Source organism: Desulfuromonas sp. CSMB_57, assembly GCF_020194955.2.
GTDB lineage: Bacteria > Desulfobacterota > Desulfuromonadia > Desulfuromonadales > Syntrophotaleaceae > JAFCIY02.
Genome location: NZ_JAFCIY020000077.1, coordinates 1 through 2,392, shown reverse-complemented (window position 1 = coordinate 2,392; position 2,392 = coordinate 1). Strand labels below are relative to the sequence as shown.

At 52.0% G+C, this 2,392-nt stretch carries 3 protein-coding genes; all 3 read right to left on the bottom strand.

Translation table 11 applies throughout. From position 1 onward, the window contains the following. Positions 1 to 138 precede the first annotated feature (138 nt). Positions 139 to 1,313 (bottom strand): IS3 family transposase gene (locus JQN68_RS14225; protein WP_502799365.1). Its coding sequence is split into 2 segments (ribosomal slippage): positions 139 to 1,028 and positions 1,028 to 1,313, totalling 1,176 coding nucleotides; the frame shifts between segments, so codons are not numbered across the junction. 83 nt (positions 1,314 to 1,396) lie between these two features. Further along, the gene (locus JQN68_RS14220; protein WP_225073883.1) at positions 1,397 to 1,843 is read right to left on the bottom strand and encodes a hypothetical protein; all 447 of its coding nucleotides are present in this window, start codon (positions 1,841 to 1,843) and stop codon (positions 1,397 to 1,399) included. Further along, on the bottom strand, positions 1,824 to 2,392 hold a 569-nt coding region (locus JQN68_RS14215; RefSeq protein WP_249621275.1), incomplete at its 5' end, for a nucleotidyltransferase domain-containing protein. The genes JQN68_RS14215 and JQN68_RS14220, both read right to left, overlap by 20 nt.

Here is a 2,392-nt window from a genome sequence, read left to right as displayed (position 1 = left end):
AGCAAAGGCAAGTTTTACCACCCGTTCGCTGCGCTCCCTCGAGCCACAGAGGACACAGAGGAAAAGCAGGAGAAAGCCTTTAAGGACTTGGATTTGGGTTGAAATGAGGTCGGTCGGCAATAGCGGACACCAAAATTTCTATGCTGCATTTCGGTCTTTGAAATATTTCTGCTTGTAGGCAGCAGGCGAAAGGTAACCAAGTCTCTTCTGGCGCCTTTGGCGATTGTAGAAGATCTCGATGTACTCCGTGATCTCCTGTATCGCCTGTTTCCTGCTGAGATACCGGCGATGATGGACCAGTTCGTTTTTCAGTATCCCCCAGAAGCTCTCGATCGGGGCGTTGTCATAGCAGTTGCCTCGCCGACTCATCGAAGCTTGCATGCCGAACTGCTTGAGGAGTTTGCGGTATTCCAGGGCGCAATATTGGCCCCCCCGATCTGAATGATGGATCAAGCCCGCCGCCGGGCGCTTGGCCGAGACAGCGCGAAAAAGCGACTGGCTCACCAGGTTCTTGGTCATTCTTTCGCCCATGGCGTACCCCACGACCTCTCCTGTAAAGAGGTCTTTATGGCCGGCAAGGTAGAGCCAGCCTTCGGTAGTGGGAATATAGGTGATATCGGCCACCCACACTTGGTTGGGGACTTCGACCGTAAAGTTCTGATTCAACAGATTTTCGGCAACCGGCAGCACGTGGTCGGAGTTCGTTGTCGCCTTGAACTTCTTCACCTGCTTGCAGCGAATACCATGCTCCTTGCGGATGCGCTTGATCCGGTGGACCCCGACCTGAATACCATGTTCGGCAAGGTCGCTCTGCAGCCTTTCGGGCCCGTAGGTCTCTCGGTTTCTCTTGTGAGCCGCTTTAATTTCGATGACCAGCCGTGTCTCCTGTCTCTGCCGTGGCGAGTCTGGGCGTTTCAACCAAGAGTAGTAACCGCTTGGCGAAACCTCCAAGGCCTGGCAGAGAAGAGGAACAGGGTACTCAGATCGAAGCTCTTTGATTACCGCGTACCGGACAGCGACTCCTTGGCAAAGTACGCGGCGGCTTTTTTTAAAATGTCGCGCTCCTGCTTGACCTGGGCCAGTTCACGCTTGACTCGATCGAGTTCTTGTTCGACATCGGTCAGAGGGCGCTGTTGACCACCGATATCATTAAGTTTCCCGGCCTTGAAAGCTCTCACCCAGTTTTCAAGGGTGGATTTTGGCAGGGACAACTGGCGGGCTGCCTTAGCGGCGGAGACTCCGCCTTCGATAACTAACTTGGCGGCCTCGTTTCGAAATTCTCTCGAGTAACGGCCGTTGGTTCTCTCGTTCATTCGACACCTCCGTTAACTGGGGTTATTAACATTGGTGTCCGAATTTTTCAACTTACCCCACTCTACCCCAAGTAAGTGTGCTCCTATTGCTTTTCGATGTCTCTTTTCGAAGAGATTACCCCCAGTTTTTCGACTTCACCAAGCACTGCTTTGGCAGCCTGAATCAGATCAAGAACAAGGCGCTCGCTGACTTCGAGAAGGCCCTCGTATTCCCCCCGGTTGCGCAAGTTGTGGCAGTGAGCCAAGACACGCCAGACTTCAGGGCCTGCACCTATGGTGTGCTGAAGACACTGAAAAACGATATGGCGATTTTCCGAGCGATATCCATGCCAGCGAAGAGCGGCTAGCGATAACGCATGTGCAGCATTATAAGCCAGGTCGAAGCGACTCTCCAACGACAAGGCATCCATCCGGGAGTCTTTGAGCCGCGTGCGCCCTGAATAGAGAAGACCATCGAATTCTTTTTGATCACCAGGCTCCTGCTTTATCTGTCCGATATCAACCAGGTTCTTAAACTGTTGGGAGGTCATCTTGCGATCCGATCAGAAAAATTTTGGGTTGCTCGATCACCCTGACAACAAAGTTGCTTTCCGCAGTAATTTTGCTTCGGAACTCTTCGACAGTATAAATCTTCGGGTTGATCTGTCTTCCCAACTGTGTTTCCAGCTCGGAAAAGCTGACAAACAGATCCGGGTAGGTCAGCTGGTTTGAAATCAGCATCAGATCGATGTCGCTTCCAGCAGTGTCTGATCCTTTCGCTACGGAACCGTAGATGAAGGCAACCTTGATTTTGTCCTTAAATTGGTCCAGGGTCAGACGCAACGGGCCGGAAAGACCGAAGGTTTTGCGGACGATCCCTTTCAGTTCTTCGAAAATAGGCGATGACGGGTTTGCTTGGTAATGTTTCTGGTTCCCGATCTTTTTAACCGTTAGAAGGCCGGCATCGGACAGTTTTTCCAGTTCTCGCAGGACAGTCCCGGTGCCTATTCCTGCCCGATCTACAATCTCCTTGGAATAAAAGCTTTTATCCGGCTGCCCAAAGAGAAGGCGCAGAAGCTGCTGCTGTGTTTTGGTAAACA